The following is a 22,700-nucleotide window of genomic DNA, read 5'->3' as shown; positions in this document are numbered from 1 at the left end:
CTTCCGCGGCTTCTCCTCAATGAACTCAGGCCCGGCTCCCTTTCGGGAACCGGGCCTGGTGCGTGGTAGCGGGGACAGGATTTGAACCTGCGACCTCTGGGTTATGAGCCCAGCGAGCTACCGAGCTGCTCCACCCCGCGTCGTTTGCGTCTATGACATTACGTGCCACACATCGAGCAACGCAAATCGGTTAACGCGAAACGGCCGAAAGGTGACGCAACTCACGCTTCAGCGGGCAAAGCTGCAGGTCACGTCAGTTCCCCAGACGCTGGTAGGCGTCGACAGCGGTCTGCAGGTTGTCGAGCGCCCGACCCAGATCGGAGAGGTTTCCCCCGCTCTGCGCCGAGCGGACCGCGTTCAATGCCGAGTTCAACTCGCGGACGGCGGCCGCCCGATCGGCGTCACTTGCCCCTCCCCCCGTGGCCGGCGGCGCCGGCTTGGGGGTGGAGTTCTCGGCGGGCCGGGAGGTGTTCCCCTCGGCCTTCGCCTCTGCCTTACCCGTCTCGTCGATCCGGACGGCGTCGGGATCCGTGTCGATACCCACCTGCCGGAGTGCCTCATAGAGGGTGGGCGCGTAGCCGACGGCGCGGTCGTAGCTCACCATCACACGCAGCAGACGCGGGAACGCCGATTCCTGGTCCTTGCGCTGTGTGTAGATCGGCTCGACGTAGAGCACCGAGTCACCGGCCAGCGGGAGCGCCAGTAGGTTTCCCTCGGTGATCTCGGCGGTCTCTCCCCACAGGCGCCGGTCCTGGGCGATCGCCGGGGAGGCGATCATGATGTCCTGGGCCTGGTTCGGCCCCTGCGCCAATGGCTCGGTGCGCCGTTGGACACGCACCGTGATCTTCCCGTAGGTCTCGGGATCTGAGCTCGCCGACATGTGCGCGGCGAGGAATTCACGCTCGTAGCCTCTGAAGGCCGAGATGAGCTGGAACGACGACTTGTCGGACTTCGGCTCCGTCGGGTCGGATGCCACCACGTAGTACGGCGGCTGGGCCGGTCCCTCCCGGCTTGCGGTCTGAGCGCGTGCCGGGCCGCCGGCGGGACCACCGGCGGGACCACCTACGGGGCCGCTCGCGGGCGGGGTCTGCGGATTCTGGATCGAGCGGGTCACCGTCGGGTCGGACGGCACGGACCAGAACGCGTCATTGGTGAAGAACTGGCCCGGGTCGTCGACCTGGTACTTGGCCAGCAACTCGCGCTGCACCTTAAACAGGTCCTCGGGGTAGCGAAAGTGCTCCTCCAACTCCTTGGAGATGGCGTCGCGGGGCTGGACGATGCCGGGCAACGCCTTCATCCAGGTCTGCAGGACCGGGTCCGACTCGTCGAACGCGTACAGATCCACGGTGCCGTCGTACGCGTCGACCGTGGCCTTGACCGAGTTACGAATGTACGAGACCTTCTCGTCCGGCAGCACCCGACCGCTCGCATCATTGAGCGAATCCGAGGTCATGGCCTCCAGCGAGCTGAGTTCGGCGTAGGGATAAGTCTTGAGGGTCGTGTACCCGTCGACGATCCATTTGATGCGACCATCGATCACAGCCGGGTACGTGTTGGTGTCCGTGGTCAGCCACGGCGCCACCTTCTGCACCCTGTCCCGCGGATCGCGGTCGTAGATGATCTTGGAGTCGTCACCGATCACGCTGGACAGCAGAATGTTTCGTTCGGCGAACTTGAGCGTGTACGCGATCCGATTGACCCAACCGCTGATGGGCACACCGCCCTCGCCGGTATAGGTGTACTGCTCGGCATCGGTGTCGTACTCACGCGGCCCGTCGCCGTTGTCTCCGACGATCGCGTAGTCCGGATCCGACTGGGCGATGAGTTGGCCGAAGTAGATCCGCGGCTGGGAAACGGGGATCATCATCTTCTCGCCGTTGTTGATCGCGTCGAGGTCCGAGACCTGGTAGTTGGGCAGACCGCCGCGGTCCGAACCGGCATCGTCGGCGATCTCGTTGACCCGGTTGGCCGGTGCCGCAACGAAGCCGTTGCCGTGCGTGTACACCGTGTGGCGGTTGATCCAGTCACGCTGGTTGGCCTGCAGCGACGCCGGGTTGAGCTCGCGAGCGGCCACGAGGAAGTCCCGCATCTCGCCATCGATCGTGTACCGGTCAATGCTCAGGGTGTCCGGGAAACCATAGAAGTTGCGCAACTGCTGCTGCTGCGTGAATGTCGGAGCCAGGACGTTCGGGTCGAGCACGCGGACATTGGACAGTGTCGTGATGTCCGAGGCCGCCTCGCGGGGATTCGGGTTGGCCGAACCCCAATTCTCGGCGTATGTCACCCGATCGTCACCAATGTCGTACGCGGCGCGCGTCGCCTCGATGTTGCGGGCGATGTACTCCCGTTCCTTCTCGGCACGGTTCGGTTTGACCGAGAACTGTTCGACGGCGAGCGGCCACGCCGAACCCACGACGAGCGCGGAGAACAGCAGCAGCACGGTCGCGAGCGCGGGGATACGAAGGTCCCTGATGACGATCGCCGAGAAAAAGGCGATCGCGCAGACGATCGCGACCGAGAACATAAAGATCTTGGCGGGCATGAGGGCGTTGACGTCGGTGTAGCCAGCCCCGGTGAACGTGGCGTTCTCTCCGAAAAGGAGCTCGTAGCGGTCGAGCCAATACGCCGCGGCCTTGGCCATCACGAACAATCCGGCCAGTGTCACCAGCTGGATCCGGGCAGCGCGGGTCAGCGCGCCCTCGCGTGCACCAGGCCGCAGCCCACCCACGAGGTAGTGGGTGAACAGGTTGGCCAGGAAGGCCAGCACGATGGCCACCATCAGCCAGGTGACGACCGCGCGCCACATCGGCAAGTCGAACGCATAGAAGGAGATGTCCAGCCCGAATTGGGGATCGGTCTCTCCGAACGGAGTCGAGTTGAAGAAGGCCAGGACTGTCTTCCAACCGGTCTGCCCGATCGCTCCGGCCAGGACGCCAAGGACAACCGGGATCCAGAGCACGGCCTTACCGGGCGAGGCCCCCATGGCCGCCCGGTAACGGGCCAGTGCGTCCGGAATCCCCGGCTGCGCGAGGAACACCGGGCGGTACCGGTAGGCCAGGATTATCCCGGCACTGACCGCAAGTCCGACCAAGAGCGCGACCACGACGAAAAGACCGAGCCGCGTCAGCAGTTCGGTCCGGAACACGCTGGTGGCGTCGACACTGCCGAACCACAACCAGTCCGTGTAGGCGGTGTTCAGCCTGGGGAGGACCTGGATGAGGAGGATGAGGACGACGACGACGGCGGCGACGGCCCGACCGCGACGAGAGATCGCGATAGGCCGACCGGGGGAATTGCCGGGTGGGCGGACGGACACCTGGAAAGCTCCTGCACTGCTGGGGCGGACATGCTCGTGGGTCCCACCTTACGGAAAAGCCGCGCCTCAGCCGCAGGTCGGTGGCTGCCCCCCGGAACTGGCCGTCTCCAGCGCATCGAGCGCGCCTTCCAGGGTCTCCACCTCGATCAGTCGGATGCCCTCCGGCGGGCTCTGCACAGCCTCCGCACAGTTGACGGCCGGGACCAGGAAGTCGCTGACCCCGGCCTCGTGGGCCGCCCGGATCTTGTGTCTGATGCCGCCGATCGCCCCGACCGTGCCGTCGGGTCGGATCGTGCCCGATCCCGCGACCCGCGCACCCCCGGTGGCATCACCCGGCGACAACTTGTCGACGATCGAGAGGGACAGCATCAGACCGGCCGAGGGGCCGCCGACCGCCGGGTCCACCGTGATCTCGACGTCGGTCCCGTCCGCCGGGGTGTCCCCGACCAGGATGCCCAGTCGGCCCTGTTCGGGATCACCATCCGGCCCGGCGGGCTGCAACGTCGCCGTCGTCGTCTCCTCACGACCGTCCCGCGTGAACCCGATGCGGATCTCGTCACCCGGGCGGCGCTGTCCCACCCGCTCCACCACGGCAGTGGCATCGCTGACGGATTCACCCCCGACCGAGGTCAACACATCGCCCGGGCGAAGGCGCCCGGCGGCAGCCCCGTCCGGATCCACCCTCTCGACGCGAGGCTGCATGGCGATCCCCAAGTAGCGGTACGCGGCTGCCTCGGCCGAGTTCTCCGACCCAATCATCTCCGCGGCGTTGGACTCGCGTACCTCGTCCCGCGATCGGTCCGGCGGGAAAACCTGGTCGCGCGGCACCACCACCTGCGCCGGATCCAACCAGAACCGCATGGCGTCCAACAGCGTCAGCCGATCACGCACCGCCACCGTCGTCATGAATAGGGACCCGGCGGTCTCATCGGCCTTCCTGCCCACCACGTCGACCACGGGGACGCGTTCCGTGTCGCCGTCCTCGGTCTCGACCTCCGCCGACCCGAGCGTGTCGTAGACGGGTCCGGGCCCCATCGACACCAGCGGAACGGTGGCCGACGTCGCGAGGGCGAGCAACAGCACAGCCGGGACCAGCGCGGCGAGAACGGTGAACAGGCGACGACTCACGGGGGCAAGGGTAGACCGCACGCGTCGGGCACCGCGTCGCGGCCGGACCCCGGGCACCTGCACGCTGTACCGTTGTGGCATGAACCAGCCCTTCGGTTTCTCTGCTTCCGACGACGACGGGCGCGACGACGACCGGGATCGCGGCCCGGGCGGGCCCGGCGGCTTCGACCCCTCCCAGTTCGGCAATTTCGGTCAGATGCTCTCCCAGTTTGGTCAGATGCTCGGCTCGATGGGCTCGGCCATGTCCGGGCCCGGCAGTTCGGGTCCCGTCAACTACCAGCTGGCACGGACAGTCGCCCTCCAGTCGCTCGGGCGCACGCCCGTGATCACCGACTCGTCGCGCACCGCCGCGCAGGAGTCGGTCCGCCTCGCGGAGCTCTGGTTGGACGAGACCACCCTGTTTCCCTCAGGCGTGCACCGGACCGAGGCCTGGACCCCCCAGCAGTGGGTCGAGCACTCACTGCCGACCTGGGAAAAAATCTGCACGCCCATCGCGGAGCAGATGAACTCGGCCACCAAGGGGGCCATGCCCGAGGAGGCCCGACAGCTCGCCGGGCCACTCCTGGGCATCCTCGACCAGATGGGCGGCATGGGCTTCGGCATGCAACTCGGGCAGGGACTGGGCAAGCTCGCGCCAGCCGTGCTCTTCTCCTCCGAGGTCGGGATCCCGTTCGGCGACGACGGGGTGGCCGCGCTCAGCCCGTCCGCGATCGACGCGTTCTCCGACGAACTGGAACTTCCCCGTCAAGATGTTGTGGTCTTCCTCGCCGCGCGCGAGGCCGCACACCTGCGCCTCTTCTCCGGCGCCCCCTGGCTGCGCGCCCGGTTCCTCGCCACCGTCGAGGAATACGCGCGTGGCATCCGGGTGGACACCTCCGGGCTCGACGACCTCGCCTCCGGACTGGACCCGTCCATCCTGCAGGACCCGACTAAGCTCCAGGAACTCCTTTCCGGAGGGGCCGGAGCGATCGGACCCAAGATCACCAACGTCAACGAGGCGGCGCTCGGCCGCCTCGAGACGCTGCTGGCCCTTGTCGAGGGCTGGGTCGACGCCGTGGTGACCGACGCGCTCGGGGACCGACTGCCCAGCGCAGACAAACTGCGTGAGATGTGGCTGCGACGTCGGGCCACCGGTGGAGCCGCCGAGCAGGCCTTCGCCTCCCTCGTCGGGCTCGAACTGCGCCCGCGTAAGGCCCGGGAGGCCTCCGAGTTGTGGCGCCGGGTCGGCGAGGCCGTCGGCATCGAGCGCCGCGACGGCCTGTGGAGCCACCCCGACCTGCTGCCGGTCGGTGATGACCTCGAAAACCCGGCGGCCGTCATCGACCGACTCCTCGACGAGTCGACCGGGGACTCCAGCGGCGTCGACGAGATCGAGCGGTTCCTCCGCGAATCCGGCGGCGGCGGGACCGACAGTTCCGACGGGTCCGCCCCCGAGGAGCCGCGCGACGAGTCCTGATCGGCGTCCGCGGTGACGGGCGATCGGCCTAGACCCGGCCGAACTCGTCGTCGTCCCCCTCGACCAGATCCCCGACCCCCTCACCGCTGTCGTCCGGTCCTCCCCCACGACCGGAGGTCTCTGTTCCGGCCCCGGGTCGGAGCACGCGGGAGTAGGCCTCCAGGAACCCCATCGCCCGCTCCGTGCGCGGATACCGGTGCACCACTTCCCAGAACTCGGGCGGGTGCCCGCCGGGGACGACCAGGTGTGCCAACTCGTGCACCACGACGTAGTCCAGCACGTAGGTCGGCACCTCCCGCAACGTCTCGCTGATCCGGATCTCTCGAGAGTCCGGCGAGCAGGACGCCCAGCGGGTGGTCATCGCCGCGACCCACCGCACCGATGCCGGCCGCGCGCGACCGTCCAACCATCTGTCCGAAAGTTCAGTGGCGCGGCGCATGAGATCAGCGTCAGAGGTGGTGGTGCGCTTCCGGCGTCCGGACCGGGCGAGGCGGGCGAGCATGTCAGTGATGAGACGGCGCTCTTCCGCACGGGGCAGCCCAGCCGGCATCAGCATCACCACGGTCTCGCCCTCAACCCGCGCCGACACCGTCCTCTTGCGGCGCGTGGAGCGGCGGACCTCGATCCGCGGGTCGTCCGGGTCGGTGGGCAGCGCTGATGCCGGTCCCCGAGCGACCGTCGGCCGGTGAGCGGACCTGTCAGCGGGGCGTGGGGCGGGCGACACGCGGACCACCGTAGACCACCGGGAGCGGGATGGTTATCCACAGGCGGTGGTGACTCGGGTGGCCTGTGGACAACGACACCGAGCACGCGCCGACAACGGTGGCCACGTGCCACGATGTGTCCCGTGACCCCAGTGACCGTCCCCACAGGCGACCCCACATATGTCGCCGACGGTGCCGCGACGGCAGTCCCCGTCCCGACGCGCACCGTCGTCCCCGTCATCGCCGCACCTGCCGCACCCCCGAAGTCTCGGGTCCGGGCGACTCTGCGTCCCGGCACCGTCGTGGTCGCCCGTGACCGCCACACCGTGCAGGTGGGGCTCGCCCCGGACCGGGCCGTGGTCGTCGACGCCCCCGCCTCCGTGGGGGCGCGCCGCCTCACGGCCCTACTCGCCGGACTCGACGGAAGCACCCACCTCGACGAGGTGGCGGCCTGCGCGGGGATCGACGCATCGGAGATGGCTGCCGTGGCCCGGATCCTCGCTCACCTGGCCGAACTCGGCCACCTGCTCCTCGATCCACCGGGTCCGGGCTCTGCGACCACGGACCCCACCCCGCGCCCGGAGCCGGTCCGACGGGTCCACATCCTGGGCACCGGCCAGATGTCAGAGGTATTGCGGGGCCCGCTGGCCGTGAACGGCTGTCGTGTGACGACAGGCCCCAGCCCGGGATTGACCCTCGACGCCGAGCGACCTCCGTGGTTCCAGCGGGGCCGGAGTCCTGACCTGGTCATCCTCACCGGAGCCGTCTCCGTGGACCCTGTGGTGACAACGGCCCTCACACGGTCCGGACAAGCCCACATGCACGTGTACTGCCGCGACGCCCGGGTGGTGGTGGGTCCGACCGTGGTGCCGGGCAGCAGTGCGTGCCTGCGCTGCACGGACTTGTTCCGCGCACGTCGGGACCCGCGGTGGCCGTTCGTCGCTGCCCAGCTCATCGGGCTCTCCCCGAACGCCGCCGTCCCCGCTCTCACCGCTGCGGCCGCGCTGGTGCTGGCGGAGATCGCCGCCACACGCGAACCCGGGGCCGTGCTCCAGACCCTCGGCGCGACCGTGGAGATCAATCCATCCGAGGGGCTATGGCGTCGCCTCGAGTGGCAGGCCGACGAGGGCTGCGACTGTGGCGCCGCCCGGCATCCTCGTCCTCTGTCATGATTGAAGGCGTGTCCGACCTACCCCGTACCTCGTCCCGCCGCGCTGCACGCCTCGCCGGACTACCCCTGGGCATCGCCGGCCGCGCCGCCGGGTCGCTCGGCCGTCGTGCCCTGGGGCGGGGGGATGGGGACCTGAGCGAGGAACTGGCAGACCAGGCCGCCGAGCAGGTCTTCGCCGTCCTCGGGGAACTCAAGGGCGGCGCTATGAAGGTCGGCCAAGCGCTGAGTGTGTACGAGGCCGGGATGCCGGACAAGTATGCCGAGCCATTCCGGGAGGCCCTGACCAAGCTCCAAGCCGAGGCTCCACCCCTACCCGCGGCCGAGGTGGAAAGGGTTCTCGACACGCAACTCGGTCTGCGCTGGCGAGAGCGGTTCGCCGAGTTCGACGGTGAGGCCGCCGCGGCCGCCTCCATAGGGCAGGTACACCGCGCCATCTGGTCCGATGGTCGTGAGGTCGCCGTCAAGGTCCAGTACCCCGGCGCCGACGAGGCCCTCCGTTCAGATCTTCGCCAGCTCCGAAGACTGGCTCCCCTACTGCGGCCACTGAACCCGGGAACCGACATCAGGGGGATCATCGACGAGCTTTACGACAGCACCGTGAGCGAGCTCGATTACCGCACGGAAGCCGACACCCAGCGGGTCTTCTCGGCGGCATATCGCGACGACCGGCTCTTCCGGGTTCCCTCCGTTCTGGCATCAGCACCGAAGGTACTGGTCACAGAGTGGGCGGACGGGAGGCCGCTGAGCCGGATCGCCAGCGATGGCACCCCCGAGGAACGCAACCGGGCCGGCGAGCTCCTCACCGAATTCCAGTTCAGCTCTCCGGTCCGTGCCCGGATGATGCACGGTGATCCACACCCCGGCAACTTCCTGCTGGCCGACGACGGCCGGCTGGTGGTGTTGGACTTCGGTGCGGCTGTCCAGTTGCCGGAGGGCATGCCAGCGGTGCTGACCTCCATGATGCGGCTCGCGCTTGCCGGCGAGGCCGAGGAACTGGTCACGCTGATGACCCAGGCCGGCTACGTCGGCCGGGGAGGCCTGGATCCCGCCGATGCGATGGCGTTCCTCAATCCGTTCATCGAGCCGATGCGTGAGCCCGTCTTCCACTTCAGTCGCGCCTGGATGCAGCGCATCATGTCCGTGTACGGCGACGTGTCTGGGCGGGAGTTCCGCACCGCTCGCTCGTTCACCTTGCCCCGAGAATACGTTCTGATCCACCGGGTACTGTCGGCCTCGGTGGGCATGTTGTGCCAGCTCCAGGCGTCCGCACCGTACCGGGAGATCGTCCAACGCTGGATGCCGGAGATCTTCCCCGACGAAGACTGACCCCGCACTGTGCGGAGCGCACCCGTGGCGGGCGGGTTCAGGTGGCGCGGATCAGTTTCAGCACGTCGTCGCCGTACTCGCTCAGCTTGTGCGCCCCGATCCCGCCGATCCTTCCCAGGGCGCGGGTGTCGGTGGGCCGCTCACGGGCGATTTGGGCGAGCGTGTCGTTGGTGAACACCGTGTAAGCGGGCTTGCCGATGCGCTCCGACGTCTCTTTTCGCCAGTCTCGCAGTCGTTCGAACAGCCCGGTGTCAACCTCCGCCGAGCACTCCGGGCACAGCCCGAGAGCACGGTGCATGGGCCCGGTGAGTTTCTCCCCGCACCCGCGGCACCTGCCCTTGTCCGACGTGTCGGTGGATCGGCGAGGCCCGGCCGGTGACTGGGCCGGGCGGACGGGGTCGAGGAACCGACTGGGCCGACGAGTTGCCCGGCCGCCTGCGCGGCGACTGCGGCTCCACGACACCGTCAGGTACTCCCGGGCGCGGGTCACACCCACATAGAGCAGGCGTCGCTCCTCCTCGATGGCGTCCGGCCCGGCGTTGATCGCGTGGCTGATCGGCAGACTTCCCTCGTGGACACCGATGAGGAAGACCGCATCCCATTCAAGTCCCTTGGCGGCGTGGAACGACGCGAGCGTCACGCCCCGCTCGTCCGGGGCGTGGCGTGCCGCCGCACGTTCCCGTAGTCCCGCGACCACCGGCAGCAGACCCTGTCGTGCCTCGCCGGTCGCGATCTCCTCCGCGAGTCCCACCAGCGCGTTCAGCGAGTTCCAGGTCTCACGCGCCTGGGCACCGGAGGGCTCGGCGGAAGTGAGGCCCAGGGGCTCGAGCGTCTGCCGGATGACGGCGACGATCTCCGTGGGCTCAGACAGTTGCGCATACGACTGAGACCGCGCCTCATCAGTGCCGTCGATCAGCCGGTCGATCGCCGACATCGCCCGGCGCACCACGGACCTCTCGAAAAAGCCCTCGCCACCCTTGAGTCGGTACCCGATGCCCGCCTCGTCCAGTGCCGCCTCGACCCGTTCGGATTGGGCGTTGACGCGGTACAACACCGCGATCTCCGAGGGATCCATGCCGCCGTGGACGAGATCGGCCACAGCCCCCGCCACGGCCTCGGCCTCGGCATCTTCGTCGGGGTACTCCGCGAGAACCGGCTCCGGCCCAGGTGGACGCATGCCGCGCAGAGTCAGTCCCGCGGTGCGGAAGCGCCCGCTTCCCGCCCCGATCACCGCGTTGGCCAGTTCCACGACCTGCGGGGTCGAGCGGTAGTCGGACTCCAGACGTACGACAGTCGCGCCCGGGTAGCGGTCCGCGAACCCGAGCAGGAAATCCGGCTCGGCGCCGGCGAACGAGTAAATGGTCTGGTTGACGTCCCCGACCACCGTGAGGTCGTCCCTATTGCCCAGCCACGCGGTCAACAACCGTTGTTGGGCCGGGGTGACGTCCTGGAACTCATCGACGACGAAACAGCGGTAGCGGTCCCGGAACTCTTCGGCGATCGCCGGGACGTCCTCCACGAGCTCTGCCATGTGGCTCAACAGGTCGTCGAAATCGAGCATCCGAACCGGCCCGGACACCTTGAGGTCCTCGTAGGCCCGGAACGCTCGAGCGACCTCGGGGGCCGGGACCGGCAGGTCACGGCCCAGGGAAACGGCCTGCTCCGCGTAGGTATCCGGGGTCAGCAGGCTCGCCTTGGCCCATCCGATCTCGGTCAGGACGTCACGGATTGTCTCGGTGGCGGGGTCCAGCCCGACACGGCGTACGGCTTGAGCGACCGCGCGGAACTGCCCGTCCAGCAACTGCCACGGCTCCTCCCCGTATACCCGCGGCCAGAAGTACGACAGGTTGCGAAGGGCGGCCGAGTGGAAGGTGCGGGCCTGCACAGGCCCGGTGCCTGCGTCCGCGACGCCCAGTCCCGCCAGCCGCATGCGCAGTTCCCCGGCGGCGCGGGAGGTGAATGTCACCGCCAACACCTGGTCGCCGCGCACATGCCCTGTGGTGACCAGGTGAGCGATGCGCCGGGTGATCGTGCGGGTCTTTCCCGTCCCGGCGCCGGCGAGGATGCACACGGGGCCGCGCGGTGCCAGCACGGCGCGACGCTGTTGCGGGTCGAGGCCTTCGAGGGCGGACTCCGCACCGACTCCCCGGCCTGACGCCTGGCCGCGCCACATGTCACTCACGCCTCCATCGTGGCATCTTGCTCGGACATCCCGCTGCGGGCCTCCCCCGGGATGATTCCCACGCTCGTGCGCGTTACACCCCGTCATGAGCGATGTGACGACGAACAACGATGCCGGCGCCCTGACCCTGTACACCACCACGTGGTGCCCTTTCTGCACCCGGCTCAAGAAGCTGCTGGATGAGAAGGAGATCGACTACATCGAGATCGACGTGGAAGCGGATGCTGAGGCAGCCGCGTTCGTCGAGAGCGTCAACGAGGGCAACCGGGTCGTCCCGACTGCGCTGTACTCGGACGGGACCACGGCCACCAATCCCCCGGCCTCGCAGGTGCGCGCGAAACTCGCTGAACTCGCCGCTGTCTGAGGATCACGCCCGGTAGGTCGCTGAGACTCTGTGTTTCAGCCCCTACCGTCCCGGTCGACCGCCGAGACCCACGAGCGCAGCATCACGTGTGCGATGGACACCGGAGATGCGACCACGAGGTCACCCCGGCCGGCCAGTGCGTCACGCACCTCGTCGACGTCGAACCATGCGGCTTCGCTGATCTCCTCGTCTTCGAGCACGATGGGCGCATCCGGGTCGCCGATGGCGTGGAAGCCGACCATGAGGGACCGGGGGAACGGCCAGGGCTGGCTCCCCAAGTAGCGCACGCGGTCGACGACCACACCGACCTCCTCCGCGACCTCGCGGCGGACGCAGCCCTCCAGCGACTCGCCCGCCTCGACGAATCCAGCGACGTGCGAGTACATGCCCGCAGGCCAAATCGGTTGGTGGGCGAGGAGTACTCGACGCCCACCATCGTGGACAAGGCAGATCATCGCTGGGTCTGTGCGCGGGTACTCGAGACCTCCGTGAAACGGGTCTTCGATCGCCCATCCGGCGTCGACGCTGCGCGGGTGGTGGGCACGGTCGCGTCCACGGACGTTGTCGCGATGCCATCCCAGCAGGGCCACGGCCTGCGTGGCCAGCGACCCGTCGCCGTCGACCAGCTCGGCCCCGCACTCCCGGAGTGAGGTCACCGCCGGGTCGTCCGGGAGCTCGTCCACCGGGACGGCCCAGATGTGTCGGTGTTCCTCGGTTTGGCCGAGGAACACCGCATCATCGGGAAGCGAATCTGCGAGATCAAGAGCGGGTTCAAGGTGGACCCGCTGTTTATCTTCGGGGGCCGGCTCGATCGCGAACCGGTTGCGCCGGTCCACCCGAATAACCCGGGCTGACGCCCAGCCCCGGGCCAGACTCTCGGCATCCTGCCGCAGGGGCGCCGCCCTGTCGGGGGCCGCAACGGACAGAACGGGGTCGGAGTCAAGGGTGAAGTCCAGCGGCATCGTGAGGGGTCCTTTCACCGGGTCGCGAGGGGCGCCGATCAGCGTAGTCCGGCCTCCCCGACGAACCCGTCTGCCCCGCGGCTCAGCTGGAGACCATCCGGATGTAGAGCAGCCGGTCGCCGCTCTCGAGCGCATCCGCCTTGGGCTCGTTGACCTTGATGAGCTGGCCCTTGCGCACGACACCCAGGACGAGTTCGGTCAGATGTCGCGGGGAGCCCCCCACCTCGGATTCCTCGACTCGACGCTCTGCAATCGAGAAGCCCTCGTCGGGGGTGAGCAGGTCCTCCATCATCCCCACAACGGTCGGGGTGATGGTGGCCAGGCCGAGCAGTCTGCCCGCGGTCTCGGCAGAGACCACCACGGAGTCGGCACCGGACTGCTTGAGCAGATGCCTGTTGTCACTTTCCCGGACCGTCGCCACGATCTTGGCGTTCGGCGCCAACTCGCGCGCGGTGAGAGTGACCAGGACGGCCGTGTCATCGGTGTTGGTGGCGACCACTACAGCGGCGGCCCTGGTGACTCCCGCCAGTTTGAGTACGTCGGACCTGGTGGCGGAGCCGTGGACGGTGACCAGCCCGTGGGCGGCCGCGGCCTTGAGCGCCTGGGGGTCGGTGTCGACGACGACGATGTCGTCGGGGGCGGTGTCGTCGGCGAGCATCGCCGCGACGGCGGACCTGCCCTTGGTGCCGTAGCCGACGACGACGGTGTGATTACGCACGAGACTTCTCCATCGCTGGATCTTAAAGGCCTGACGGGACTGCTCGGTCAGCACGGACAGTGTCGTGCCGACGAGGAGGATGAGGAACACCACGCGCAGCGGGGTGATGACAAGTGTGTTGATCAGTCGCGCCTGCTGAGTGATCGGTGTGACGTCACCGTAGCCGGTCGTGGAGAGCGAGACCGTGGCGTAGTAGAAGCAGTCAACGAGCGTCATCTCGCCGTGTGCGCCGCCGCCGCCGGTATAGCCGCCCCGGTCGAACCAGACCACCAGCACGCCCAGGCACAACGCCGCGACGGCCATGGCGACTCGCTTCCCGATCAGACGCCAGGGGCCGCCGATGTACTCAGGGATACTCACCACGCCGACGAGCGCGTGGTCAGGGCTCTCATCCAGCGTGTCGTTACTACGGAACCGCGACGACAGTGCGTGCTTCTTGATCATTGGACTCCGTTTCCGCGACTGGTCCCACGAGTGAAACCTGCCGTCTTCGACAAGAATCGTCGCCTATCACCCGCCCCGGGACAACAACCGGCCCCGGCCGGGCCGCTCGGCGAGGAGCTTGAGTAGCTCATCGGCGTCCGGCAGGTCGGCCGGTTCAATCGTTTGACCGGACCGTACGTAGTGGAACGCGGCACGCACGCGCTCGAGCGGAACAGGTCGTCCCAGTCGTGCGGTGGCGATCTTCGCCCAGGCGTATCGGTAGACCGCCAACTGGAGTGCCACTGCGGGCATGTCCCGTTCGGCGGGCACCCGTCCGGTCTTCCAGTCCACGACTATCCAGCCGTCGTCATCACCATCACCGTCGGCGGTAGTGAACACGGCGTCCATCCTTCCGCGCAGCAGGTGTTCGCCGAGTCCCACTTCGAAGGGCACCTCGACGGCCTCGGGGGTCATGCGGGCCCATCGGGACGCTTCGAACGCCTCCTGCAGTGCGGTCAGGTCCGCCTCGGACAGTCCGTCGACGGCCCCCTGGTCGCCGGCGCCGGGCAGATCGTCGAGGTCCAACAGGTGGGTGGCTCCGAAGCGGTGCTCCAACCAGGCGTGGAATCGGGTCCCACGCCGGGCGAAGCGGTCGGGTCGGAAAGGGACCGGCCTGCGGAGGCGGTCGGCGAACTCTTGGGGGTCGGAGGCCAACGCGACGATCTGACCCGCCGTCAGTCGACGCGGGAGGATCACCTCGTCGCGCTGTTCGGCCGCCCGCCGAGCGTCGGCCAGCAGCGTTGCGGCGGCCAGGTGCCAGCGACGCGCAGGCCCCGATTCCGGCGGGGCCTCGGTCTCGGGGTCCACGGGAACGGCCGCGTCGACCGCACGTGCGACCGCGACGCGGTCCGGAGCTGCCGGCCGGGGCCATGTGGCCTCCACCGTGGTCACCGTCGCGGGATTGATGGGAGAGGGTGTGACGACGAGGTGGTCGATCTCGCCCAGTGGGTCGTCTCCCCCGCAGGCTCCGATGACCTCCTCGAGAAACTCGGAGGGCCCCTTGGGTTTGGCGGCCGTCCCGATCCAGTGTGACCCGGAAAGCAGTAGTGTCTGTTCGGCTCGTGTCACCGCCACGTAGAACAGTCGACGGTCCTCGTCGAGGGAGCGGCTCTTGACCCGCTTGATATGGCTCGTCAAGGCCTCCTGCAGGAGTTTCCGGTCGGTCACCTCGCCCAGTCGGGGAACAGGGACACCGCCCGGGTTGTCCTCGGACTCGCGGTCCCCCCGCAGTAGCTCGGGAAGCTGGGTCGCCGTGCGCACCGAGGTTTGCGGCGCCTGGTCCGAGGGGAAAACCCCCTGCGCCAGGTGCGGGACGGCGACGATCTCCCATTCGAGCCCCTTGGCCGAGTGAACGGTGAGGATCTGCACCCGCCCCGGGGTCGCGGCGACCTCGCCGCGGGCGAGACCGCCGTCGACCGTGCGCGCGAGGTCGAGGTAGGACAGGAACGCGTCCAGCCCTGTCCCCCGGTCCGCACGGAACCCCGCCGCGACCTCCTGAAGTGCATCGAGCTGTTCTCGGGCCTCGCCTGCTCCTGCTCGTTGACGGAGACGAACCTCCGCGTCCAGCCCGAGCGCCTGCTCGGCGGCTGCGACCAATCGGGCGGTCGGTGCTGCGGACCGCGAACGCAAGCCCGAGATGATCCCCGCGAGCTCACTGATACGCGCGGCGCCGACGGGGCTGTAGTACCGCTCCGGTCCAGGATCTGCCAGCGCGTCGGCCAGCCCGGCCGAATCGATCTCCTCGCCCCTGGCGATGCCGTCGAGGATGTCCTCCAGTTCGTCGAGCCCGGTCACCGCCCCACTCGGAGCCGCGGATCGGCGCAGGGACAGCTGCGAGGCGCGCCGGGAGAGGGCGGCGAGGTCTGCGGCCCCGAGTGAGAATCGGGAGCCGGTGAGCAGGCGCAGCAATGCGGGGCCGGCTCCCGGTCGGGCGACCACCGTCAGCAAGGCGACGACGTCGGCGATCTCCGGAACGTCGAGCAGCCCGCCGACCCCCACGACCTCGACGGCGAGGCCGCGTTCTTCAAGCGCGTCGGCGATCGCTGCGGAATCCCCGTTGCGACGTACCAGGACAGCCGCGGTCGGGATGTGGCCGGTCTCGGCCGCCGCGCGGTACCTCGCGGCGAGCGTGTCGGCCAACCATTCCCTCTCGTCTGCCGCGGTGTCCAGTACTGCGACTCTGAGGTCGGCGGCCTCGGCGCCGGGCCGGGCTCGCAGCTCGGGCACGGAGATCGACCCCGGCCGATCTCGCAGCGGCGCGGTGATCCGGTTGGCCAGGGTCAGCACTTCCGGGGGATTCCGCCACGAGGTGGTGAGTTCGCGCAGGTGCGATCGCTGTCCTCCAGCCAAGGGGAAGTCCTCGCGGAATCGGTCGAGATTGGATGCCGAGGCCCCCCGCCAGCCGTATATCGATTGCATGGGGTCACCGACTGCGGTCACCGACGGGACCGGTCCCGCCCCGCCCCCGAACAGCGATGCGAGCAGGACCCGCTGCGAGTGCCCGGTGTCCTGGTATTCGTCCAGCAACACCACCCGGAACGCCCGACGCTCGGACTGCCCGACCTGGGGATGGTCGCGGGCGACCGTGGCCGCCAGCGCCATCTGCGAACCGTGGTCGAGCGCTGACTCCGCGCGCATCCGGGCCGCGACCGCGTCCACCAAGTCTGCGAGCTCGTCGCGATGGCCCTGCACCACCGCCGTCTCCTCGAGCCACGCGGTGGGGGTCTGGCGTTGCCTCGGCCCGGGGGGCAGGGTCGCGATGAGGGTGGTCACCAGGTCGGGGTGGGCGCGTAGGTCGTCGGTGGTCACGAGATGGTCGGACAGTTGTCCACTGAGCGTGAGCACGTCCCGGGTCACTCTTCCGGGGCTCGATCCCGTCGTCAGTGGGCTCTCCCACCTCGACACCACCTCGTGCGCGAGCTGGAAAGCGGCGGTGGGCGTGAGGAGCCGAGAGTCCGGTTCGACGGGGACCAGGAGCCCGTACGTCCCGAGTAGCGTTCCGGCGAACGCGTGGTAGGTCGAAATCTGCGGATCCTCGGTGCGGATGGCCTCCGCGATTCCGGGTGCCGATCCGGGGCCGGAGCACAGCGGACTCCGGGCGAGTGCGTCGAGGCGGCGGCGGATCCGCCGGGACAACTGCTGGGCCGCCTTGCGGGTGAACGTCAGCCCGAGGATCTCCCCCGGGCGCGCGTACCCGTTGGCCACCAGCCACACCACACGGGCGGCCATCGTCTCGGTTTTTCCGGCACCTGCGCCAGCCAGGACAAGTGTCGGCTCCGTCGGACCCGCGATCACCGCAGCCTGCTCGGGGGTCGGCCGGTGGATCCCGAGCGCGTCGGCGATCGCCTCGGGGTCGATCGTCGTGGTCACCCGATCACCTGCTCTCCCTCGGGCTGCGCGGGGCAGCTGGATTTGACGTCGCAGTGCTCACACCACTGGCCCACCCTCGCTGAGTAAGACGGCCCGATTGTCGCGCGGCCAGCCTCGGTCACCCGCTGCGTGAGCTGCTCGGCTGCGCCCGGTCCGAGCGGATCCTGCATCCGCACGGCCGGAGCCCGCCCCTCCCTGCCCGCCAGGTAAAGCAGGATCCCCCCGCCGGGTTCCCGGCCGGCGGCGGAGTGCACTGCTCCGTGTGCCACAGCGAGTTGGTATAGGGCCAACTGCGGGTGCGCGATCGCCTCCGCATGGGTGGCCGCCGCCCGGGAAGTCTTCACGTCGACCGGGATCACCTGCCCCGCAGTGGTCGCCTCGAGCCGATCAATCCGGCCGCGGACCCGAACGGGTCCGTCGACATCGAACTCGAAGGCCTCTTCGACCCCGGCGGTCGTGTACTCGTCGCGGGTCGAGGCGCGCCACCGGCGGAACGTCTCGGCCATCTCGACCATGGATTCAGCGCCCCGCTCGGCAAACCATCCGCGAGCCAGGGTCAGTGCTTCTGCCCGTCGCTGGACAGCCGTGCGCAGTGCGTCCTCGGAGATCCCTCCCTCCACTGCCTGCGTCAGAGCGTGGACGGCCGAGCCACGCACGAGCGGTGCCGCCGCTCCGCCGTCGGCGGAGTCCCCGCGTACGTTCTGGAGGAACCACCGCAGAGGGCACTCCTCCAGCGCGCCGAAACCCGAGGGCGACAGGACTGCGATGGGCTCGCCGGGCGTGGCGGTGACCACCGGAGTGGCGGAGGACGGCTCTGCAGCGCCGAACCAGGTTCGCGGATCAGCGACCCCTACCCCTGCGTCGCGGAGTCCGGCCAGGAGTCCGGCCGCGTGCCGGGCGTCCGCGGGGCTGTTCAACGGGTCGTGGAGTGCCGCCCGTAGGTCCACGGCGAGGTGCGGCAGCGTGAACACGGTCGGCGCCTGCCGGGGCGGACCCGCCGGCCCCGCGGTGGGAACCGCTGCGGAGGTCACAGTGGCCAGGTCGGAGATCTCGTCGACGAAGCGGGAGGGAGCGACGTCGCCCTCCTCGGGGGACTCGACCGCAGTCACCAGGAGGTGCTCACGGGCGCGGGAACAAGCGACGTAGAACAGACGCCGTTCCTCGGCTGACCTGGCGGCGGCGGAGGACACGGCCCGCTCCGTCTCGGACGGGACCGGGCCGTCGCCGGCGATCTCGGTCAGGTCGACCAGCTCGTCGACACCCAGTAGGCCGGAACGCCGGCGGGGCGCGGGCCATACCCCGTCCTGTACTCCACAGACCGCCACGGCGCGCCACTGTCTGCCCACAGCGGCGTGCGCGGACAGCACACTGACGGCTCCGCCGCGGGCTCTGGTGTCTGCGCGTCCGGGCGCGGGCAGGTCCTCGCTGGAGACGACGTCGCAGAAGAGGGCCACGGATCCGCCCGGCACCCGGTCAACAAAGTCGGCGGCGTGGTCGAACAGCGACACCACGGCGTCGAGCGAGCGGTCCGCGGACCGCGACCACGGATCGGAGGCAATCGCCTGCCGGACCAGACGCCGCTCCAATCTCGAGGCCGACCACGCCGCCCAGAGCGCCTCCTCCGCGGTCCCGCCCGCCTCGAGTTCTGCCAGGACGGCCGCGCGGGCCCGCCGGACCCTGGTCACCGGCGCGAGCTCCACGGCGGTCAGCCCCGGCGGGATCTGGTCCTCCTTCGCGAGTACCAGCCGACGCAGCGTATCCGCGCTCGGTTCGAGACCGCCTATCCCGGAGCGGCGCAGACCGCGCCTGAGGCGGCGCATAGCTACCGCGTCCGCGCGACCGATCGGACCTGAGAGCATCGCCAGGGTCCGCTCGGCGTCGGTTCCGGCCTCGCCCTCCACGGCGGAGCGCACCAGCAGTAGCAGCCCTGACGCGACGGGGTCGTGGGCGGGCGGGATCTCCGCACCCGCGTCGACGACAGGGACGCCTGCGGCGTCGAGTGCCGCCAGGAGCGCGTCCGCCACGCGGGGCAGGGAGCGGGTCACCACCGCCATGTCCCCGTAGTCGATGCCGTCCAGAACGTGGCGGCGGCGTAGGAAGTCCGCGATGACCGCGGCTTCCGCGGCGGCCGATCCAGCGACGCTCACCCCGACCGACCCGTCGGCCCCGCCCGTCGCTTCGCGGGGTCGGTGACGGGCGGCCCCGGGGAGTCGCGAGGCGACGCGCGCGGCGACGGCCGTGATCGCAGGCGACATGCGGTGGCCGGCGCGCAGGTCGACCGCGCGGCCGCCTTGCTCGGCCACGGCCCGTGCGAGCCCCCCGTCCGCCCCGCGGAAGCGGAACACCGACTGGTCGCCGTCCTCGGTCACGAGCAGGACGTCCGCCCCGCCTCCGACCGTCGCGACGAACTCCGCGGCGAGGGGATCGAGGTGGTGTGCGTCATCCACCGCGACGAGTCGGCGCGACCGGAAGATCTCGCGCAGATCGGGATCGGCGGTGAGCGCGTCCAGGGCGGCTCCGACTAGTTCCGCGGCGTTGAGCGCTTCAGGTATGTCGGACTGTCCGGAGCGCACCCCAGAGCGCAGCGCCATCTGTTCCTCGTGACGCTGGAAGAACCCGGCGGCAGCGACCCATGCGGGCCGGCCGGCGGTGCGGCCCAGCCGCGCGAGTTCGCGGGGTCCGATGCCTCTCTCGAGCGAGCGTAAGAGCAGGTCGCGGAGTTCGCGGGCGAACCCGACCGTGGACAGTGCCGGGCGCATCTGTTCGGGCCAGTGCGGGGCCCCGTCCGACAGCTCGCCGAGGAGGGTCTCGCGTACCACCGCATCGTGTTCGGCTCCCGTGCGCAGGCGCGGCGTCGGGACGTCCGCACGGGAGGCCGCGAACCTGACGACCGCGTGGGCAAGGGAGTGGACGGTACGGACGGGAGCGTCCGTACCCACCACCAGTTCCGGCGGCATTCCACGGGTGGCCTGCTCGAACAGTGAAGCCGCAGCCGTGGCCGAGCCCGCGAGGACAAGGACACCGTCCATCCCTATCCCGCCGGCCACCGCGGATCGGACCACGTCGACGATGAGCGAGGTCTTCCCGCTGCCCGGGCCCCCGCGGACGACCCATCGATCCTGCCGACCGGTGCGGGCCGCCGACCAGTCGCGGCCGACGAGGTCGTCGAGTACCGGCGGCCACGACGAGCCGGGGATACCGGCCGTGGGGGCGGCACGGGTGTCAATCGGGGTGTCGGCGAGCTCTGTCACGGCTCGATGAGACCACACGGCTACGACACTCCACCGGCTCGCCCATGTCCGGCAACCCGGCTACTGGGTGTCCTGCACACCGCGGCCGTGAGCTGCGCCTGCCCTGAGGGGTCCGTGCAGGGTGTCCTCGAGCATGTTCGGGCGGCACGCGGTCCGCGAGACCGCCGTCATCACGACCAGCACCACGGTGAGGAACGCCAGGCCAGCGGCTAGTCCCGGACCGTTGAACAGCATGCCGAAGACGATCGGGCCCAGACTCGCGGCTGTGTAGCCGACGCCCTGAGAGAAGCCAGACAGCGCCGCCGAGCCTGCCTGGGTGCGGGTGCGCAGATTGATCAGCGTCAGGCACAGCGGGAACGTGCTGGGCCCGACCCCGAGCAGACAGATCCACAGCCATGGCGCAAACCCGGGCGCCCAGAGCAAGCCGGCGAAAGCGGCCAGGTAGGACACGACGGAGGCGACGACGACGGCGTACGGATCATCGAACCGGCCCGCGATCCACGGCACGGCCAGTGCTGCGATGAGGCCGATCGCGGAAAACACCGCGAGTGCCATGCCTCCCTCCGCCCGCGTCATGCCGATGGATTCCGCGACGGCCGGGAGCCAGGTGAAGAACGCGTATGTACACAGCGAGTTTGTGCCGAAGAACAGGGCCAGCGCCACGCCGACAGGGGAACGCCACGGCCGGATCCGCTGCACTGGGGCCGCAGCCGCGCCGGCGGGCGTATCAGGATTTCCGGCAAATGCGACAGGAGCGCTGGTGGAGGTGTCCGGGCGTAGGATTTCGATGACCCAGGGGACCGCCGCGACGACGGCGAGGGCAGCCCACCACCCGATGGAGACCCGCCACCCCGCGGCCTCCTCGACGGGCACGGCCACCAGCGCGGGGACGACGGTGCCCATCTGCAGTCCCGTGATGTAGGCCATGCTGACCGCCGCCACGTGGCGGGGGAAGTACTTTTTGACCAGCGGCGGGGCGACGACGTTACCGATACCCATCCCGGCCAGCGCGATGATCGATCCGGCGCCCATCACCCAGGGATCGTGGGCGGCGGCACGGACGAGCTGCCCGACGGCAGCCGCGGCCATCGCCAACACCGTCAGCATCTCCAGTCCCATGCGTCGCAGGACCAGCGGGGTGAGCACACCCCATACCGCGAACATCGCCGTAGGGACCATCCCGAGCAGGCCCATCCCGGCGACGCCGAGGCCTATTTCCGCGTCGATCACTCCGAGCAGCGGGCTCAGAGAGGTCACGGCGGTCCGGAGGTTCAGCGAGACGAGAACCACGCCTACGAGCGCCACAAGCGGGAATGCGAGGGCCCCCTGGCGAGATGCCGCCCCCGGGTAACGCGGCATCATGCGGCCGGGTCCCCGACGAACTCTCCGACCTCGCGGGCCATGGATTGCAAGCCGTCCATCGCGTGCGGCCGCGAACCGGGATGCAACGCGTGCACCGACAGGCGGAACACAGCAGCGCGCAGCACCATCTGGGGCCACTGCTCGAGATGGCGCCACCGCCTGAGGACACCCGAGTCGACCGTGCCCCACGACAAATGGTCGACCGCGACGACCGCAGCCGACCACGAGGCCGGCCGGTTATAAGGGACAACATCCGTTAACGCGGGCTCGGCGGACGAATCGAAGAGCAGACCCCGGGCCAAGTCCCCGTGCACCACTCCGGCCACGGGCGTCATGTCGAGCGGCCGGCGGTGCCGGATGAGGCCCGTCGCACCGAGCAAGGCAGCCGCACGGTGGGTCGCGAAGGGCGTACCTCGGTCCTCCATCCCCGGCGCCAAGTCATGCTCCGGATCGCCGTCCCAGGCGGCCGCCTCGGCCAACGCGAAAAGGTCGGTCTCGGCCCACGGTCTCCTCGCCGGGCGCGCGGCCAGCCGCGGGCGCTCGACGTCGGCAAGCGCCGCGTTGATCCTGGCCGACCATGCGATGGTCTCGTCGGCCCGCGCCTCGGGGCGGCCGGACACCACCCGGTCGGCACGCCAGCCACTGACGACGTGACGGCCGTCGGTGGAGCGCACCGGCAAGGCCACGCGGAGCCCCGTCACATCAAGTTCCTCGCGGATTCGGGCCGACCAATTGGCCATCGCCGTGTCCGCGACGGGCCGGAGCACGATGGCGGCCCCGGACGTGGACACCAGCCAACCGGTCCCCGAGCCGGCGACCACAGCCACGGCCGGGCCGTCCGCCACGCCGAACGCGCCGCGGACGTGTTCGGGGACACTCACGTCGTTCACTCCGCCCACGCTACTCAT

Annotated in this window: 14 protein-coding genes and 1 tRNA gene; 4 read left to right on the top strand and 11 right to left on the bottom strand. The window is 69.6% G+C overall.

Features of this window, described 5'->3' with window-relative positions; translation table 11 throughout:
- Positions 1 to 63: 63 nt before the first annotated feature.
- From FQ137_RS12630 to FQ137_RS12620, 3 genes are all read right to left on the bottom strand, one after another.
- Positions 64 to 140 (bottom strand) — tRNA-Met (locus FQ137_RS12630).
- A 113-nt stretch (positions 141 to 253) separates the two neighbouring features.
- Positions 254 to 3,316 (bottom strand): UPF0182 family protein, encoded by a 3,063-nt coding sequence (locus FQ137_RS12625; RefSeq protein ID WP_188065019.1) that lies wholly within the window; start codon positions 3,314 to 3,316, stop codon positions 254 to 256.
- 66 nt (positions 3,317 to 3,382) lie between these two features.
- Positions 3,383 to 4,444: a PDZ domain-containing protein gene (locus FQ137_RS12620; protein ID WP_149292979.1), complete on the bottom strand. Its 1,062-nt coding sequence runs from the start codon at positions 4,442 to 4,444 to the stop codon at positions 3,383 to 3,385.
- Between the two features lie 79 nt (positions 4,445 to 4,523).
- On the opposite strand from FQ137_RS12620, the gene FQ137_RS12615 reads away from it, so the two are divergent.
- Positions 4,524 to 5,900 (top strand): zinc-dependent metalloprotease, encoded by a 1,377-nt coding sequence (locus FQ137_RS12615; protein WP_149292978.1) that lies wholly within the window; start codon positions 4,524 to 4,526, stop codon positions 5,898 to 5,900.
- Between the two features lie 28 nt (positions 5,901 to 5,928).
- Here FQ137_RS12615 and FQ137_RS12610 read toward each other — a convergent pair whose 3' ends face one another.
- The gene (locus tag FQ137_RS12610) at positions 5,929 to 6,624 is read right to left on the bottom strand and encodes a M48 family metallopeptidase (RefSeq protein ID WP_255584260.1); all 696 of its coding nucleotides are present in this window, start codon (positions 6,622 to 6,624) and stop codon (positions 5,929 to 5,931) included.
- Between the two features lie 123 nt (positions 6,625 to 6,747).
- Here FQ137_RS12610 and FQ137_RS12605 point away from each other — a divergent pair, with 123 nt between their 5' ends.
- Both FQ137_RS12605 and FQ137_RS12600 read left to right on the top strand, forming a co-directional pair.
- Complete coding sequence (locus FQ137_RS12605) at positions 6,748 to 7,776, top strand: hypothetical protein (RefSeq protein ID WP_255584259.1); 1,029 nt, start codon at positions 6,748 to 6,750, stop codon at positions 7,774 to 7,776.
- A gap of 8 nt (positions 7,777 to 7,784) precedes the next feature.
- Positions 7,785 to 9,101 carry an AarF/ABC1/UbiB kinase family protein gene (locus FQ137_RS12600; protein ID WP_149292977.1) on the top strand — a complete coding sequence of 439 codons (1,317 nt, stop codon included), beginning with the start codon at positions 7,785 to 7,787 and terminating at the stop codon, positions 9,099 to 9,101.
- 37 nt (positions 9,102 to 9,138) lie between these two features.
- On the opposite strand, the gene FQ137_RS12595 is transcribed toward FQ137_RS12600, so the two are convergent.
- On the bottom strand, positions 9,139 to 11,274 hold the full coding sequence (locus FQ137_RS12595; protein WP_149293287.1) for an ATP-dependent DNA helicase UvrD2: 2,136 nt from the start codon (positions 11,272 to 11,274) through the stop codon (positions 9,139 to 9,141).
- A 94-nt stretch (positions 11,275 to 11,368) separates the two neighbouring features.
- Between FQ137_RS12595 and FQ137_RS12590 the strand changes: the two genes are divergently transcribed.
- Positions 11,369 to 11,647 carry a mycoredoxin gene (locus tag FQ137_RS12590; protein ID WP_149292976.1) on the top strand — a complete coding sequence of 93 codons (279 nt, stop codon included), beginning with the start codon at positions 11,369 to 11,371 and terminating at the stop codon, positions 11,645 to 11,647.
- 35 nt (positions 11,648 to 11,682) lie between these two features.
- On the opposite strand, the gene nudC is transcribed toward FQ137_RS12590, so the two are convergent.
- From nudC to FQ137_RS12560, 6 genes are all read right to left on the bottom strand, one after another.
- Complete coding sequence (gene nudC / locus FQ137_RS12585; protein ID WP_149292975.1) at positions 11,683 to 12,609, bottom strand: NAD(+) diphosphatase; 927 nt, start codon at positions 12,607 to 12,609, stop codon at positions 11,683 to 11,685.
- Positions 12,610 to 12,691: 82 nt separating this feature from the next.
- Complete coding sequence (locus FQ137_RS12580; protein ID WP_149292974.1) at positions 12,692 to 13,771, bottom strand: TrkA family potassium uptake protein; 1,080 nt, start codon at positions 13,769 to 13,771, stop codon at positions 12,692 to 12,694.
- A 66-nt stretch (positions 13,772 to 13,837) separates the two neighbouring features.
- Positions 13,838 to 17,179 carry a UvrD-helicase domain-containing protein gene (locus FQ137_RS12575; protein WP_149292973.1) on the bottom strand — a complete coding sequence of 1,114 codons (3,342 nt, stop codon included), beginning with the start codon at positions 17,177 to 17,179 and terminating at the stop codon, positions 13,838 to 13,840.
- Entirely contained in the window at positions 17,176 to 20,430 is a 3,255-nt protein-coding gene (locus tag FQ137_RS12570) for a PD-(D/E)XK nuclease family protein (RefSeq protein WP_255584258.1), read from the bottom strand. The genes FQ137_RS12575 and FQ137_RS12570 overlap by 4 nt, the downstream gene beginning before the upstream one ends.
- Before the next feature lie 60 nt (positions 20,431 to 20,490).
- The gene (locus FQ137_RS12565; protein ID WP_149292971.1) at positions 20,491 to 21,792 is read right to left on the bottom strand and encodes a CynX/NimT family MFS transporter; all 1,302 of its coding nucleotides are present in this window, start codon (positions 21,790 to 21,792) and stop codon (positions 20,491 to 20,493) included.
- Positions 21,789 to 22,682, bottom strand: a complete 894-nt coding sequence (locus FQ137_RS12560) for a TIGR02569 family protein (RefSeq protein WP_255584257.1) — start codon at positions 22,680 to 22,682, stop codon at positions 21,789 to 21,791. The genes FQ137_RS12565 and FQ137_RS12560 overlap by 4 nt, the downstream gene beginning before the upstream one ends.
- Positions 22,683 to 22,700: the final 18 nt, after the last annotated feature.

This window comes from Dietzia sp. ANT_WB102, assembly GCF_008369165.1.
Taxonomy (GTDB): domain Bacteria; phylum Actinomycetota; class Actinomycetes; order Mycobacteriales; family Mycobacteriaceae; genus Dietzia.
This window is presented reverse-complemented; position numbering and strand designations above follow the sequence as displayed.